15 protein-coding genes are annotated in these 15,269 nt (G+C 66.7%); 9 read left to right on the top strand and 6 right to left on the bottom strand.

Translation table 11 applies throughout. The features are described from left to right. Positions 1-19: 19 nt before the first annotated feature. Positions 20-1,645, top strand: a complete 1,626-nt coding sequence (locus K7711_RS21010; RefSeq protein ID WP_222971317.1) for a glycosyltransferase family 87 protein — start codon at positions 20-22, stop codon at positions 1,643-1,645. A 34-nt stretch (positions 1,646-1,679) separates the two neighbouring features. Here K7711_RS21010 and K7711_RS21005 read toward each other — a convergent pair whose 3' ends face one another. Further along, entirely contained in the window at positions 1,680-3,131 is a 1,452-nt protein-coding gene (locus K7711_RS21005) for a glycosyltransferase family 87 protein (RefSeq protein WP_235747514.1), read from the bottom strand. Between the two features lie 170 nt (positions 3,132-3,301). Here K7711_RS21005 and rpsF point away from each other — a divergent pair, with 170 nt between their 5' ends. From rpsF to K7711_RS20980, 5 genes are all read left to right on the top strand, one after another. Then, positions 3,302-3,592 (top strand): 30S ribosomal protein S6, encoded by a 291-nt coding sequence (gene rpsF, locus K7711_RS21000; protein WP_040829173.1) that lies wholly within the window; start codon positions 3,302-3,304, stop codon positions 3,590-3,592. 120 nt (positions 3,593-3,712) lie between these two features. Then, on the top strand, positions 3,713-4,258 hold the full coding sequence (locus K7711_RS20995) for a single-stranded DNA-binding protein (RefSeq protein ID WP_222971115.1): 546 nt from the start codon (positions 3,713-3,715) through the stop codon (positions 4,256-4,258). Positions 4,259-4,315: 57 nt separating this feature from the next. Next, a complete protein-coding gene (gene rpsR / locus K7711_RS20990) occupies positions 4,316-4,585 on the top strand; it encodes a 30S ribosomal protein S18 (protein ID WP_222971114.1) in 270 nt (89 codons plus the stop codon). A 19-nt stretch (positions 4,586-4,604) separates the two neighbouring features. After that, positions 4,605-5,060: a 50S ribosomal protein L9 gene (gene rplI, locus K7711_RS20985; protein ID WP_040829177.1), complete on the top strand. Its 456-nt coding sequence runs from the start codon at positions 4,605-4,607 to the stop codon at positions 5,058-5,060. A gap of 755 nt (positions 5,061-5,815) precedes the next feature. Then, positions 5,816-8,470 (top strand): replicative DNA helicase, encoded by a 2,655-nt coding sequence (locus K7711_RS20980; RefSeq protein ID WP_222971113.1) that lies wholly within the window; start codon positions 5,816-5,818, stop codon positions 8,468-8,470. On the opposite strand, the gene K7711_RS20975 is transcribed toward K7711_RS20980, so the two are convergent. Then, entirely contained in the window at positions 8,467-9,048 is a 582-nt protein-coding gene (locus K7711_RS20975) for a TetR/AcrR family transcriptional regulator (RefSeq protein WP_222971112.1), read from the bottom strand. The two genes, K7711_RS20980 and K7711_RS20975, sit on opposite strands and share 4 nt — an antisense overlap. A 100-nt stretch (positions 9,049-9,148) precedes the next feature. Here K7711_RS20975 and K7711_RS20970 point away from each other — a divergent pair, with 100 nt between their 5' ends. Beyond that, positions 9,149-10,126, top strand: a complete 978-nt coding sequence (locus K7711_RS20970) for an NADP-dependent oxidoreductase (RefSeq protein ID WP_235747513.1) — start codon at positions 9,149-9,151, stop codon at positions 10,124-10,126. Between the two features lie 6 nt (positions 10,127-10,132). Here the strand turns inward: K7711_RS20970 and K7711_RS20965 are convergent, their stop codons facing one another. Continuing rightward, entirely contained in the window at positions 10,133-10,735 is a 603-nt protein-coding gene (locus K7711_RS20965) for a TetR/AcrR family transcriptional regulator (protein WP_222971111.1), read from the bottom strand. 52 nt (positions 10,736-10,787) lie between these two features. Between K7711_RS20965 and K7711_RS20960 the strand changes: the two genes are divergently transcribed. Then, positions 10,788-11,678, top strand: a complete 891-nt coding sequence (locus tag K7711_RS20960) for an SDR family oxidoreductase (protein WP_222971110.1) — start codon at positions 10,788-10,790, stop codon at positions 11,676-11,678. Between the two features lie 57 nt (positions 11,679-11,735). On the opposite strand, the gene K7711_RS20955 is transcribed toward K7711_RS20960, so the two are convergent. Beyond that, the gene (locus tag K7711_RS20955; RefSeq protein WP_222971109.1) at positions 11,736-12,491 is read right to left on the bottom strand and encodes a DUF899 domain-containing protein; all 756 of its coding nucleotides are present in this window, start codon (positions 12,489-12,491) and stop codon (positions 11,736-11,738) included. 14 nt (positions 12,492-12,505) lie between these two features. After that, positions 12,506-13,270: an SDR family NAD(P)-dependent oxidoreductase gene (locus K7711_RS20950; RefSeq protein WP_222971108.1), complete on the bottom strand. Its 765-nt coding sequence runs from the start codon at positions 13,268-13,270 to the stop codon at positions 12,506-12,508. Positions 13,271-13,484: 214 nt separating this feature from the next. Between K7711_RS20950 and K7711_RS20945 the strand changes: the two genes are divergently transcribed. After that, positions 13,485-14,432, top strand: coding sequence for an RNA polymerase subunit sigma-70 (locus tag K7711_RS20945; protein WP_222971107.1), 948 nt, complete (start codon positions 13,485-13,487; stop codon positions 14,430-14,432). Positions 14,433-14,592: 160 nt separating this feature from the next. Here K7711_RS20945 and K7711_RS20940 read toward each other — a convergent pair whose 3' ends face one another. After that, complete coding sequence (locus K7711_RS20940) at positions 14,593-15,177, bottom strand: helix-turn-helix domain-containing protein (protein ID WP_222971106.1); 585 nt, start codon at positions 15,175-15,177, stop codon at positions 14,593-14,595. Positions 15,178-15,269 lie beyond the last annotated feature (92 nt).

The following is a 15,269-nucleotide window of genomic DNA, read 5'->3' as shown; positions in this document are numbered from 1 at the left end:
CCGATACCCGTCCCCGGCCCTGGACGCCGAGCCCCGATCGGCGACCTGGCGTGACCGTCCCAGCCGTACCGATCCGCTGACCTCGCAGCTGGCCACCGCGATCGGCGGGCCGGTCGGCGACCACGCCCTCATCGGACGCTCCCGATTCTGGACGCCGGTGCGGGTCATGCTGGCCTTCGCGGTGGTCATGCTGGCGCTGAGCTGGGGCGGCAAGGCCGCGTGCATCCAGCAGACCACCACCGCCGACGGCCGCCTGACGCTGGACTGGAACAACGGCCGTCAGTACGTGGCGATGTGCTATTCGGACACCGTCCCGCTGTACGGCGCCGAACGCCTGGACGAGGGCGCGTTCCCGTACAAGAAGAGTTGGACCGAGTTCGGCTCGGACGGCCAACCACACACCCGGTACATGGAATATCCCGTGCTTTCCGGTCTCTACCAGTACATTTCGATGGAACTGGCCAATGTGTGGGATTCGCTCCCGCTGCCCGGCGCGCTGCCGGTGGTGGTGTATTTCAACGTCGCGGTGATCGGGTTGGCGATGGCCTGGCTCGTGACGGTCTGGGCGTCGACACAATTGGCGGGCAGGCGGGTCTGGGATGCCGCGCTGGTGGCGCTCTCGCCGCTGGTGCTGGTGCACGCGTTCACCAATTTCGACGCGCTGGCAACGGCATTCGCCGCCACCGGAATGCTCGCCTGGGCGCGGCGGCGGCCGGTTCTGGCGGGTGTGCTGCTCGGGCTGGGCGGCGCGGCGAAACTGTATCCGCTGCTGCTGCTCGGGCCGATCGTGGTGCTGTGCCTGCGCACCGCCGACCGTCAGCGCATCCCCGGGATACGAGAGTTGCTGCGCCGCCGGGGATCCGACCTGCGCGGGGCGGTGCGCGAATATTTCGCGGGGACCCGGGTCAGTCCGTTGCGCGCCGCGGGCGTCACGGTCGCCTCCGCCGCGATCAGCTGGATCGCGGTGAATCTGCCGATCGCCGTGCCGTTCACGAACGGCTGGTGGGAGTTCTTCCGGCTGAACACCCAGCGGCAGGCCGATCCGGATTCGATCTACAACGTGGTCACCTCGTTCACGGGATGGACGGGCTTCGACGGCACGCTCACCCCGGAACAGACGCCCTCGGCGCTGAACGCGATCTCACTGCTGCTGTTCGTACTGGCCTGTGCCGCAATCGCTTATATCGCCCTGACCGCGTCGCGGCGACCGCGGCTGGCGCAGCTGGGCTTCCTGGTGGTCGCGGCCTTCCTGCTGACCAACAAGGTGTGGAGTCCGCAGTATTCGCTGTGGCTGGTGCCGCTCGCGGTGCTGGCCCTGCCGAATCGCCGAATCCTGTTGACCTGGATGACGATCGACGCGCTGGTGTGGTTCCCGCGGATGTACTACTACCTGGGCACGGATCGCAAGGGCGTACCCGAGCAGTGGTTCACCGGCACGGTCTTCCTGCGCGACCTCGCCGTGATCGCGTTGTGCGCCTTGATCGTCCGGCAGATCTACCGCCCGTCCGAGGACCTCGTGCGGCTGGAAGGCGTCGACGATCCGGTCGGCGGAATCCTGGACCGCGCACCGGATCCGTTCCTGCCGTGGTTGCCCGGGTTCCTGCGGCCGCACGTCTCGCATACGGCCGCGCCGATGGTTCGTTAGCGCTGCTGCCGAACTGGTTACGCGGCAAAGCGTTTCAGGACGACACCGGAACCAGCTCGTCACTGGGATGCTGCGGCGCGGCGGGCGGACCGGCCCGCCACCGCCCGCGCGCCGGCACGTAGACGAAGGCGAAGAGCAGATACACCAGCAGCATCGCCCTGCCCCACACGCCGAACAGCACGAAATGTTTCTCCACGTCGGCAGTGGACCCCTCGCCCAGCGCGTAGAAGTAGCGGAATATGCCGATCCCGAGCGACGCGTCGGCCAGCAGATAGGCCGCCACCACCGACCACGGGATCTCCAGCAGCACCAGGAACGGGATCAGCCACAGCGTGTACTGCGGCGAGTGCACCTTGTGGAACAACAGGAACCCACACAGCATCGCGCCGCTCACGCCCACCCACGGGAACAACCCGCTGGCCTGGTAGCGCCGCCAGCCCAGCCACATCGCCAGCACGAACGAACACACCACCAGCAGCGGCGAGGCCGTGGACACGACGTCCTGGAAGGACTGCTCGGCGCCGGGCGTATCGCCGAACATCGGCCGCAGTCCCCAGAACCAGATCGAATTGGTGGTGATGTCGGCCTGCCGCAACTCCTGGAAGGTGAACGAGGCCCGCCAGCCCTGATATCCGGCCAGGGCGAACGGCAGATTGATCAGCGCCGCGGTCGCGATCGCCGTCGCGGCCACCGCGACGGCGCCGCGCACGTCGTACCGCCGCGTCGGCCGGGTCGGTACGTCGTCGTTCTCGTCCGACATCCAGTCGACGCGCGGCGCCCGGTGATGACGCAGCGCGTCCAGACCGTCACTCCCGCCGACCAGCACGTGAACCATCAACGGCAGCACGAAGATCCCGGGATACAACTTCAGGCAGAAGCCGATGCCCAGCAGTATCGCGGCGAGCACTCCCCGGGTGCGCACCGAATATCTGGTCAGCGTGGTGACCACGTACACCGCGCCGACCGCGGTGCACACCACCGGCAGCTCCCAGTTGTGGAACGCGTACAGCACCAGCGGCGGTCCGGCCGCCCACAGCAGCGCCGCCATCCCCGACATCCGCCCCAGCATCCACGCGGTCGCCAGCGCGAACGGCGCCAGCAGCAGCGCCGAATGCAGCAGGAACGTCGCATCGGTGTGCGCGCCCACCGCACCCAGCCACATCAGCAGCCCGCTGAGCACCGGATATTCCACAGCGCCGCCGGTCAGCGCGCCGTGGGTGGTGATCCCGCCGGTGAGATACGGAAATACGTGCTCGTTGATATCGCGGCCCAGCCACAGGAACTGGATGTCGGAATAGCAGACGTGCGAATCCTTGATGTGATCGAATGCCGCACTGCGGCCGTTCGATTCGAAGGGCTCCCCCGCGCACCGCGCCTTGTTCAGATATGCGAACAGCAGCGTCACACCGCACAGCAACAGCACCGTCACCGCGGCGACCCGGCCCGGCCGCGGGAGGTTCGCCCGCGTTCCCGGACGGTTCGACATGGCACCCACGATAGGTGTGTGTACCCAAATTCCGCTCGGACAGCTCTGGGGGAGATCGATTTCGCGACCGAATGCCTGCTCATGTAGCCTTGTCGGGTTGCTGACGCAACGACCCTCCTGCCACGGAAAGTCCGTGGCCGCACCAAGACCACAGGAGGTGATGGGTTCCCGTGCGTCATTACGAAGTGATGGTCATCCTCGATCCGAGCCTGGATGAGCGAACCGTCGGTCCGAACCTGGACACCATGCTGAACGTCGTGAAGTCCGACGGCGGCAAAGTCGACAAGGTGGACATCTGGGGCCGCCGTCGGCTGGCCTACGAAATTTCCAAGCAGAGCGAGGGCATCTACGCGGTCGTCGATCTGACCGCCGAGCCTGCCACCGTGAGCGAGCTCGACCGCCAGCTGGGACTCAACGAGTCGGTTCTGCGCACCAAGGTGCTGCGCGCCGACAAGAAGTAGTCCCCTGTCCCCGCAGTACTCGTGTGCGTCGGTGCCCTGCTCCAGGCTGTCAGTGCCTGTATCTAGGCTCTAGCGCAACAGCGCATCAACTGCGGACTGCACCGGAGAGCAGGAGGAACCATGGCAGGCGACACGGTCATCACCGTCATCGGCAATTTGACGGCGGACCCGGAGCTTCGATTCACGCCCGCGGGCGCTGCGGTGGCGAATTTCACCGTCGCATCCACGCCCCGCGTGTTCGACCGTAATGCGAACGAATGGAAAGACGGCGAGGCTCTGTTCCTGCGCTGCAACATCTGGCGTGAGGCCGCCGAGAACGTGGCCGAATCGCTGACCAGAGGTTCGCGCGTGATCGTGAGCGGTCGCCTCAAGCAGCGCTCGTACGAGACCCGCGAGGGTGAGAAGCGCACGGTCGTGGAGCTCGAGGTCGACGAGATCGGCCCCTCGCTGCGCTATGCCACCGCCAAGGTCAACCGAACCACCCGCGGTGGTGGCGGCGGTGGTGGATATTCCAATGCCAATTCCGGTGGTGGTGGGGGCTTCGGCGGCTCCAACGGTGGCGGCGGTCGCGGCGGTCAGAACGCCGGCGGCGACGACCCGTGGGGCAGCGCCCCCGCAGCCGGCTCCTTCGGGGGCGGCGCAATGGACGACGAACCGCCGTTCTAGAACGGCTTTCATACGGGGTCACGGATGTGACTCCCAGGCAAGACGGAGAACGAGACCATGGCCAAAGCACCGGCACGCGAAAAGGTGCTGAAGAAGAAGGCCTGTGCCTTCTGCAAGGAAGTCAAGGCTGCTGCCAAGGATGGCAAGAAGTTCGCGGCCATCGACTACAAGGACACGACGCTGCTGCGCAAGTACGTCAGCGACCGCGGCAAGATCCGCGCGCGCCGCGTCACCGGCAACTGCGTGCAGCACCAGCGCGACATCGCCATTGCGGTGAAGAACTCGCGCGAAGTGGCGCTGCTGCCGTACGTGTCCACGGCTCGCTGAGAACGGGAGGCACAACACAATGAAGCTGATTCTGACTGCTGATGTGGACAACCTCGGCGCCCCCGGCGACACCGTGGAGGTCAAGGACGGTTACGGCCGTAACTTCCTGCTCCCGCGTGGTCTGGCGATCGTCGCCACCCGTGGTGCGGAGAAGCAGGTCGCGGGCATCCGCCGGGCGCAGGACGCCCGCAAGGTGCGCGACCTGGACCACGCCAACGAGCTCAAGCAGGCCATCGAGGGCCTGGAGTCGGTCTCGCTGTCGGTGAAGACCGCGGGCACCGGCAAGCTGTTCGGTTCGGTCACCACCGCCGATGTCGCGGGCGCGATCAAGTCCGCGGGTGGCCCGGTGCTGGACAAGCGCAGCATCGAGCTGCCCAAGGCGCACATCAAGAGCACCGGTAAGCACGGTGTCGTGGTGCATCTGCACCCGGATGTGGCCGCCAAGTTCACCCTGCAGGTCGACGCCGCGGAGTGATCTCGCGCGCGAGCGCATGACGTTCGAAGACCGCCTTCGTACCAGGCGTACGAGGGTGGTCTTCGAGCGTGTTTCGTCATGCCCGTGGCATCATTAACCGGCCGTTAGCCGATTTTCGGCGGCCGGCGAGGGATCTCTCGGTGACCGATCTTCGGCCCGACCTCGACGTATTCGGGACAAGATGGGGATAACCGATCGAACCGACCGTTCGCATTGTGACCCCCGTCATATTCCACGAGATCAGCGTTAACCTGACACGCCCGGCTGTTCATCTCCAACGACACGCCGCCGCTTTGTTAATCCACATGTGCGTAACTGCGGAAACGCCTTTTCACCTTGCTGTTGTACAGCGCTCGAGCGAGTTTTCCCCAGGTAATCCACATGGGGTGCACAACAGCAGGTGAACTATCCCCAGTTTGTCCACAGCTGTGTGCACACCGTGGTTTGGTACTCCCCAGCTCGGTCCCATAGGTTCGATCCGATGTCGTGATCCGGTACCCGGACCCGCACCATCTCCTCGGCCTCGCAGCATGCACCATCGGTTTGCTCCGTGCCGCCCTGCTGCATCGCGTGACCTCGTCGCGGCGGTGTGTCCGGGACGGTGCGACCCGCTGTGGAGCGACGGGAAAATGTCGGTGCCCGGGAGTACAACGGGTGATCGATGGTGCTGCAGCCGGAGACGGGGATCGTGGTCGTTTCGCAGCGCGCACAGTTGACGATGCACGCGAGGGCGTGCGAGAGGACGGTCGAGTTTCGTGGCAGTCGTCGACGATCGCGGCACCCCGGAGTACTCGGAGACGCCGGGGGAGGACTTCGGGCGGCAGCCGCCGAACGATATGGCCGCCGAACAGTCCGTCCTCGGCGGCATGATGCTGAGCAAGGACGCCATCGCCGACGTCGTGGAGGTCATCCGGCCCGGCGATTTCTACCGTCCCGCCCATCAGGCCGTCTACGACGCCATCCTGGATCTGTACGGCCGCGGCGAACCGGCCGACCCGGTCACGGTCTCCGCGGCCCTGGACCGCCGCGGCGAACTCAAACGCATCGGCGGACCCCCGTACCTGGTCACCCTGACCCAGACCGTCCCCACCGCCGCCAATGCCTCCTTCTACGCGGAAATCGTTGCGGAGAAGGCGATTCTGCGCCGTCTGGTGGAGGCGGGCACCCGCATCGTCCAGTTCGGTTACGCCGGCGCCGACGGCCAGGACGTCGCCGAGGTCGTCGACCGCGCCCAGGCCGAGATCTACGAGGTCACCGAACGCCGCTCCACGGAGGACTTCCTGCCCCTGGAAGAACTCCTGCAACCCACGATGGACGAGATCGACTCCATCGCCAGCCGAGGCGGCATGTCCCTCGGCGTCCCCACCGGCTTCACCGAACTCGACGAGGTGACCAACGGCCTGCACCCCGGCCAGATGATCATCGTCGCGGCCCGACCGGGCGTTGGCAAGTCGACCCTTGGTTTGGATTTCATGCGGAGTTGTTCGGTGAAGCATGGACTGGCGAGCGTTATCTTCTCGCTGGAAATGAGTAAGACCGAGATCGTCATGCGTCTGCTGTCGGCGGAGGCGAGGATCAAGCTCGGCGATATGCGGTCGGGGCGGATGAGCGATGACGACTGGACCAAGCTCGCGCGGCGGATGAGTGAGATCAGTGAGGCTCCGCTGTTCGTGGACGATTCACCGAACCTGACGATGATGGAGATCCGCGCAAAAGCCCGGCGGCTCAAGCAACGTCACGATCTGCGCCTGGTCGTCGTGGACTACCTGCAGCTGATGACCTCCGGTAAGAAGGTCGAATCCCGTCAGCAGGAAGTCTCCGAATTCTCCCGAAGCCTCAAACTTCTGGCCAAGGAGCTCGAGGTTCCGGTTGTCGCGATCTCCCAGCTGAACCGTGGCCCCGAACAGCGAACAGATAAACGCCCCATGGTCTCCGACCTGCGCGAATCGGGTTGTCTACCCGCCTCGACACGAATCCTGCGGGCGGACAACGGAAGTGAGACCACTCTCGGCGAATTGCTGGATAGTGGCGAGCAACCGCTGGTGTGGTCGCTCGATGAGCGCATGCGCATGGTCGCCCGACCGATGGTGAAAGTATTTCCCAGCGGCCGCAAGGAGGTCTTCCGCCTGCGGCTGGCCTCCGGGCGTGAGGTCGAGGCCACCGGGAACCATCCCTTCCTGACCGTCGACGGCTGGGTTCCACTGGAAAAGCTCACTCCCGGCGACCGGCTGGCGACGCCGCGGACAGTTCCCGAGCCGGTGCACACCGAACGGATGACGGACGATGAGGTGATCCTGCTCGCGCACATGATCGGCGACGGATCGTGCGTCAAGCGGCAACCGATTCGATACGCGAGTGTCGATGAGGAGAATCTCGCCGTAGTCACCAGTGCCGCACAGCATTTCGGTGTTACCGCAGTGCGGGACGAATATGCGGCGGCCAAAGTGACGACGCTGCGGCTGCCCGCCCCGTACCGCCTTACGCACGGCAAACGAAATCCGATCGCCGCCTGGCTGGACGAATTGGGCCTGTTCGGCCTGCGTAGTTACGAAAAGTTCGTTCCCCGGCGCATTTTCGCGCTGCCCAATGAGCAGATCGCACTGTTTCTCCGACATCTCTGGGCCACAGACGGTTCGGTCCGATGGGACGAGAAGGGACGCCAGGCCCGCATCTACTACGCGTCCACCAGCCGCAGACTGGTGGATGATGTGGCCCAGCTACTGCTGCGTGTGGGAGTGCACGCCCGGATCAAGCGGATTACGAAGTCCGGTTATCGGGATTGCTGGCATCTGACGATCGACGGTGCGGACAACCAGACGATCTTCGCGCGAGACATCGGTGTACACGGCGCGCGGGGCGTTGCTGCCCAACAGGTTCTGCATGAAATCGAACCAATAGCACGCAATACGAATGTGGATACGGTCCCCAAAGAAGTGTGGTGCAAGGTCCGCGATCTCCTGACCACCAAGCACATCACCCACCGCGAGTTCTCGGCCGCGATGGGGTCCCGATTCTGCGGTTCCACCATGTGGAAGCACTCTCCGAGCCGCTCTCGCCTGGCTCGGGTCGCCGCAGTTCTCGACGATGCCGAGATCGAAATGCTCGCCACGAACGACGTATTCTGGGACCGCATCGTCGAGATCACCGGCCTCGGTGAGCAAGATGTGTACGACGGATCCGTACCGGGGACGAATAACTTCGTAGCACAAGGCATTTCGGTTCACAACTCACTGGAACAGGATGCCGACATGGTCATCCTGCTGCATCGGCCCGATGCGTTCGAGCGGGACGACCCGCGCGGCGGCGAGGCGGACCTGATTCTCGGCAAGCATCGTAACGGCCCGACGGCCACGATCACCGTTGCGCACCAGCTGCATCTGAGCCGGTTCGTGGATATGGCTCGGGGCTAGTCCGGGGAAACATCGTTCCGCGGTCGCAGGCCGTCGACGAGCAGATCGAGGAGCCGTCCGGCCTGTTCCCGTCGCCCGCTGGTGACGGTGAAGGTGCCGATGAGGCTCGCCGCGATGTCCTCCGCGGCGACATCGGATCTCAGATCGCCTGCGGCGCTACCGGAGTCGAGGATGCGGGTGATCGCCGCGAGCAGCTCGTCGCGGGTTTCGGTCTGTGCGATCTCGCCGGAATCGATCATGGTCCGCAGGGTGTCGATCATGCCGTGCTTGGTCGAGAGCCAGTCGCCGAACAAGTCCATCCACGCGCGCAGCGCCTCGACCGGCGGGACCTGCCGCAGTAGCTCATCGGCTCCCTGCGTGAGCCGTTGCACCTGATCGTGGTACACCGCGTCGACCAGGGACTCCCTGGTGGGGAAGTGCCGGTAGAGGGTGGCGATCCCGACACCGGCCTCGCGCGCGATGGCCCGCATGGACGGCTCGGTGGCCGATGCGGAGAAGGTCCGGGTGGCTGCTTCCAGCAGGGCATACCGGTTGCGGGCGGCATCGGCTCGCAGTTCGGCCGACTCGGCGTTCGCCAAAACGGATCACGCTCCACTTCGTGTTACGCTGAAAAAGGTAAACGGAACATGATCCACTTTATCCGATCGCGGGGAGACCCGGGATCGCCAGGAGACACCGATGACCGATCCCGGCCAGACCACCGCCACGATGCGCGCGGTGCGATTCCGCGAGTACGGACCGGCTCGCGAGGTCCTGCGGATGGAGACCGTGCCGGTTCCCGAGCCCGGACCGGGCCGGATCCGGGTTGCCGTGCACGCGTGCGGACTTGCTCCGGCCGATTGGGCGTTGTGCGAGGGCCTGTTCGCGGGCGAACTGCCCCGAGGTGTCGGAATCGATGTGTCCGGCACCGTGGATGCGGTCGGCGACGGGGTCACCGAGGTCGGCATCGGCGACCTGGTGGTCGGAAATGCGGACTGGCGCGAGTCGTCGTCGGCGGGCGCCTCGGATTACGCGATCATGGACCGCTGGACTCCCGTCCCCCCGGGCCTGGATCTCACGCGGGCCGCGGCGCTGCCGATGGCGGTCGACACGGCCTACCGGCACCTCACGGCGCTCGGGCTCGACCCGGACAAGACGATTCTGATTCACGGCGCGGGCAGCACGATCGGGTACGCGGCCGTGCAGATCGCGCTCGTGCGCGGCCTGCGGGTGATCGCGACCGCCGGACAGGCGCACGCCGAGCGGTTGCGCGAACTCGGCGCCGAGGTCACCTCCTACGGGGAGGGCATGGTCGAACGCGTCCGAGCCCTCGGCGACGGCCCGGTCGACCTGGTCCTGGACACCGCCCCGGTCGGCGGCGCGCTGCCGGATCTGATTCGGATCGCGGGCGGCGACCCGACGCGGGTACTGACCCTCGGCGGCTCGGTACCCGAAGCCGCGGAACTCGGAGCACGGGACACGTTCCACGAAGCCCGCCTCGAGCATGTCGACGGGCTCCCGGAGTTCGTGCGACTCGCCGCGCAGGGCCGCTTCGACGTCCCCGTCGCGGACACCTTCCCGCTCGAGGATTTCGGGACGGCTCTGGAGATCAGTCTGGGCGGCCACGCCCACGGCAAGCTGCTACTGCTCCCCGCAGAGCACGGCGTCGAGGCCTGACCTCGATCATCGCGCACCCTGCGAGCTCGCCTCTCGGGCGATCATGGACACCAGGGTTGCGACCAGTTCATCGGCGGTGACCTGCCATTTGTCCTTGGTGAGGTGACCACTCGACGCCATGGCGGTGATGCCGTGGACGCCCGCCAGCAGGAGTGCGGCGAAGTGGGGGGCTTTCCGGGGGCCGACCAAATCCTCTATGCGAGTGAAGAATTCGGCTTCGGCTCGTTCGCCCGCCAGGGTTGCGGCATGGACCGTCGCGGGGTCGCCGAGGGGGGATTCGAACATCAGGCGGTACAGGTGCGGTTGACGGCGGCCGAGGGTGACGAGTTCGGCGAGGGCGCGCTGCAGCCCGTCGGCCGTGGACGCTTCCGGATCGGCGCACACGGTCCGCACCTGATCCGCGAGACGGTCCAGGGCCTCGGTCGCGACGGTGGTCAGCAGGCTGTCCTTGTCGGGGAAGTGCCGGTACGGCGCGCCTCGGGTCAGTCCGGCGCGCGCGCCTACCGCACGCAGCGTCACCGCATCCGGCCCGCCGCCGTCCAGCAGTTCGGCGGCCGCGTCGAGCAGGGCGCGGCGGGTCGCGGCGGCGGATTCGGTGCGGGTGACCATGTCGGCCACATTACAGTTGACACCGTCATCTGAAAAACCTACCGTCATCAAGATGACACCGTCATCTGAAATCTCGTCCGGAAGTCGCGGGTATGTCGTCGTGACCGGGGCCTCGACCGGGATCGGGGCGGCGTCCGCACGCGAATTGGCCCAGCAGGGGTTCCACGTCATCGCCGGGGTGCGCCGCGATCGCGACGCCGACGCACTGCGAGCCGAGGGCATCGAACCGGTCATCCTCGACATCACCGAACCGGACCACATCGCGCGACTGGCCGCCCGCTTCGGTGAGAACTCGCAGGCAGGACCGCTGCGAGCCCTGGTGAACAATGCCGCCGTCCAGCTCAACGCTCCCGTGGAAACCCTGCCGCTGACCGAATGGCGGCGACAGTTCGAGGTCAACCTCTTCGGCCAGATCGCCGTCATCCAGGCACTGCTGCCCGCGCTGCTGCGCGACTCCGGCCGGGTGATCAACATGAGTTCGATCGGCGGGCGGGTCGCCATGGCCACCTACGGGCCCTACGCGGGGACGAAATTCGCCCTCGAGGCGGTCAGCGATGCGCTGCGCCGCGAGCTCGCACCGCTGGGTGTGCAGGTGGTCGTCATCGAACCGGGGGCGGTCAGCACGCAAATGTCGGACCGGGTGGTCAGCACCGCGAACCAGCTCGCCGCAGAAATGTCGGCGGAACATCGCGCCCGCTACGACGGCCTGATCCACGCGTCCAACGCACATTCCGCCGCGCACGCCGGAGGCGGCAGGTCCGCGCAGGACGCGGCCCGGGTGATCGCGAAGGCCGTCACCGCCCCGAAACCGCGCACCCGGTACACCATCGGCCGCGACGCGGCCCTGATCACCCGCATGCTGCGCGTGGTACCCGATCGAATCCTCGACCGCATCCTCGCCGCCGGGCTGCGGCCGTACTATCCGCAGACCGGCGCGGCCTGAGTGCGGGCCCGCGGTTCCCGGGTGACTTGCACCCGGGAACACCTGTGCGAGTGAGGATTACGCGCTTTCCTGGTCGGCCCGTCGGGGCGGGCGCTGATCGTTCGGGTTGTCGGGGTCCGGATCGCCGAACCAGCGCGACGGGATGTGCTCGCCGTAGCTGTCGTGCCAGTCCCACCATTCGTAGGGCGGGGTTCTGGGGTAGCCCTCGGGGGAGTCCTCCCAGAGTTCCTGGCGGCCCAGTGCGGTCATGTCCAGGAAGCTCCAGGTGGTTCCCATCGCCTCGTCGCCGCGGTTGTTGATGAAATAGGTGCGAAATACCTTGTCGCCGTTGTGGATGAAGGCGTTCGTACCGTGCCATTCGTCGACGCCGAAGTCGGCGTCGAAACCGTCGGTCATCGTGTACCACGGCATCTGCCAGCCCATTCGCTCCTTCAGCGCGACGATGTCGGCCTGCGGTGCGCGGGAGGCGAAAACCAGGGTGGTGTCCCGGGCGTTGAGGTGGGCGAGATTGCCGACGTGATCGGCCATCATGGAGCAGCCGCGGCAGGCATGGCGCGGCCAGCCGCCGACGCCGGGTTCGAAGAACGCCCGGTACAGGACCAGTTGCCGACGCCCCTGGAACAGATCCAGCAGGCTCACCCGCCCTTCCGGCCCCTCGAAGACGTACTGCCGCTCCACGGCCTGCCAGGGCATTCGACGGCGCGCCGCGGCGAGGGCGTCGCGGGCACGCGTCGCCGCCTTCTCCCGCACCAGCATCTCCTGCCAGGCTGTCTGCCATTCCTGCGGCGAGACGATCGGCGGTGTGTGATCCATTGCCATCCTTCCTTTCATGCCAGCGGCGAAATGCCTGCTGCGGTCAGCGTGTTCGCGTGATGGACGGGTTCGGCGGCGGTGGCGATCGCGAGCACGGACGCACCCACCTGCTCGGGCGTCAGCACCGGTCCCCGAGCCCGGACGAAGGTGTCGGCGTCGACGCCCTGCTGCGCGGCGTAGGCCGCGACCGCCGCGGCGCCGAGATCGGTGAGCGGCGTCAATTGCGGTAGCACCGAGACGAATTCGATGCCCAGCCCGGCGCGTTCGGATTCGGCGGCGGCATAACTGGTGATCAGCCGAACCGTCGCCTTCGCCCCCGCGTAGCCGCCGCTCAGTGGTGACCCGTTGATCGCGGCCCCGCTGGAGATCGCGATCACCGAACTGCCCGGCGGCAGCGGGCGGCGCAACGCCTCCTGCGTCCAGTGGAATGCCTGCGCCACATCGACGTTCCAGTTCAGGCTGAAACTCTCCCAGGTCTGCTCCTGCACCGGGCTCATCCGCGGCATCGCCCCGGCGCACAGGACGATGATGCGCGGACGGTACTCGTCCAGAAGCCGAGCGGCGGTGGCCGGATCGGCCGCGTCGGCGACCACCGGCGTGAAGGCATCGCCCAGTTCGGCGTGCACTTTTTCCAGAGCGGCGCCGGTTCGGCCGACGCCCACGACGTGTGCTCCGGCCGCGGTGAGCGCCGCGGCGATCCCGCGGCCGAATCCACGGCCCGCTCCGGTGACGACGGCCGTCGCGCCGTCCAGGTCACCGGGTGTAATCGGTTCATTCATGCTCGTCATCGCTTTCGTCGAAGCTGCGCTCGAGTTCCCCCGTTAGTTGAGATACGGGTTGGCGCGCGGATTCATCGGTGCGCAGGCGGCGGCGCGATATGTCGTGGTCCGCGACTCACGAAGGGTGCGGATGGACCGATGAATTCCGGGCGCGGCCGGTGTCTGTACATAGGGGTCCACCTCCCCCGATGTGCCGAGACCGAGGAGTACGACCGTGCCGGTCCAGGAGAATTTCATCGAACGAGCCGCGCCGTTCCGCGGCGAGCTGATCGCGCACTGCTATCGGATGCTCGGGTCGGTGCACGATGCCGAGGATCTCGTCCAGGAGACGTACCTGCGCGGATGGCGCGGATATCCGGCGTTCGAGGAACGTGCGGCGCTGCGAACCTGGCTGTATCGCATCGCCACGACCGCATGCCTGCGCGCTTTGGAGAACCGTGCCCGGCGAGTGCTCCCGGCGGGTCTGGGCGCGGGCTCGGCCGATCCGGACGCGCCGCTGGACGGGGATGGGGGTGCGTACCGGTGGCTCGAACCGCTGCCGGACGCACTGACTCCCGAGACGACCGTGGTGGCCCGGGAGAGTGTGCGGCTCGCGGTGATGACGGCGATGCAGGAGTTACCGGCGCGGCAGCGCGCGGTGCTGATCCTGCGCGATGTCGTCCAGTTCAGCGCCGCCGAGGTCGCCGAACTGCTGGAGACCACCCCGGCCGCGATCAACAGCGCCCTGCAACGCGCCCGGGCTCACCTGGCGCAGCTCGCACCCGCCGCCGAGCAGGCCGCCGAACCCGACGACGCCGAGCGCCGCGCCCTGCTGGACCGCTATTGCGCGGCCTTCGAGAACGCGGATCTCGACGCCCTCACCGCGCTGCTGGCCGCCGACGTGCGACTCGAGATGCCGCCGGTCCCGGTGTGGTTCACCGGACGCGACGCCGTGACGCGATTCCTCGCCGAACGCGCCTTCACCGATCCCGGCGCGATGGTGCTGATTCCGACCGCGGCCAACGGCCAGCCCGCGGTCGCCGAATACCGTCGCGGTGAAAATGTTGTGCTGCAAGCACATTCGATCCACGTGATAACTGCCGGATCGGATGCCATCAGCGCGATCACGGTATTTCTCGAACCGACGTTGTTCGCGGCGTTCGATATGCCGTCGACGCAGTAGGGAATTACGTCGGCAAGCCGCCGAATCCGTTGCGGGACAGCCATCGCGAGCATGCGCAGGACATGCGGCTCGAAATGATCCCGGACTGCGGACATTCGTTCCCGAGGAGCAGCCCGGGTGGCTGGTCGATCGGCTGACGGATTTCCTCGGCTGAGCTCGTTCAGGTCGGGCGGTAGCGGGCTCGGATGTGGAAGCGCTCGCCCTGCGGGCCCAGGATGCTGAGGAATTCGACCGGGCTGGGGTCGGCGTTGCCGAACCAGTGCGGCAGGTGGGTGTCGAATTCGGCGACCTCGCCACTGGACAGGATCAGGTCCTGATCGCCGAGGATGACGCGCAGGCGGCCGTTGAGCACGTAGAGCCAGTGGTAGCCCTCGTGGGAGCGAGGATCGGGTGCGCGGTCGTGGCCTTCGGCGGGCAGGATCTGTTTGAAGGCTTGCAGCCCACCGGGTTTGCGCGTCAAGGGGATCACGGTCATGCCGTCTCGGATGAACGGACGCGGGAATACTCGCGGGTCGCCGCTGGCGGGTGCGCCGACGAGTTCGTCCAGTGGGACACGGTAGGCGCGGGCCAGCGGGAGCAGTAGGTCCAGGCCGGGTTTGCGCTGGCCGGATTCGAGCCGGGACAGCGTGCTGATCGGAATCCCGGTGCGTTCGGACAACGTCGTCAAGGTGAATCCGCTGCGTCGGCGCAGCTCACGCAGTCGCGGGCCGACCGCGGCCAGGACGGTGTCGAACTCGTCGGTCATGGCTCGATGGTGCCGAAGGTTTGCGGATTCCGCAAAGAGGTTTGTCAGATCCTCATCAACGCGGCAGGTTGGTGATACCGATCCGATCAACG

It is taken from the genome of Nocardia coffeae (genome assembly GCF_019890715.1).
Classification (GTDB): Bacteria; Actinomycetota; Actinomycetes; order Mycobacteriales; family Mycobacteriaceae; genus Nocardia; species Nocardia jiangxiensis.
Note: the sequence above shows the minus strand (reverse complement) of the source record. Positions and strands in the feature narration are given on the sequence as shown.